Here is a 318-nt window from a genome sequence, read left to right as displayed (position 1 = left end):
TAAGCGCCGAGCTCGATGTGTTCTCGCTGGGCGCACTCAGCTACCTCATCCTGAGTGGCCGCGCACCCGCCAGCTCGGCGCTGGAACTGCTCGGCACCCTGCGGAGCCAGCAGGGTCTGCAGCTGTCGGATGTCATGGACGGCTGCCCGCAGAAGCTCGCCGACCTGGTGCGCTACGCCACCCAGCCCGAAGTGCTGGCCCGCTACAACAGCATCGACGGCTTCCTGCAGGATCTCGATATCGCCGAAGACGAGCTGACCTCGCCCGATCCCGAGGCCACCGTCGACCCCAGTGTGGCCAAGGCCGGCGACCGGCTCG

The 318-nt window shown here is 67.9% G+C and carries 1 protein-coding gene; it reads left to right on the top strand.

What is annotated here, in order from left to right; translation table 11 throughout:
- Nucleotides 1-318, top strand: a 318-nt coding sequence (locus tag FLQ44_RS23480; RefSeq protein ID WP_170252718.1) for a serine/threonine-protein kinase, incomplete at both ends; no start/stop codon positions are given.

The organism is Vogesella mureinivorans, assembly GCF_007644035.1.
Lineage (GTDB): Bacteria > Pseudomonadota > Gammaproteobacteria > Burkholderiales > Chromobacteriaceae > Vogesella > Vogesella mureinivorans.
This window is presented reverse-complemented; position numbering and strand designations above follow the sequence as displayed.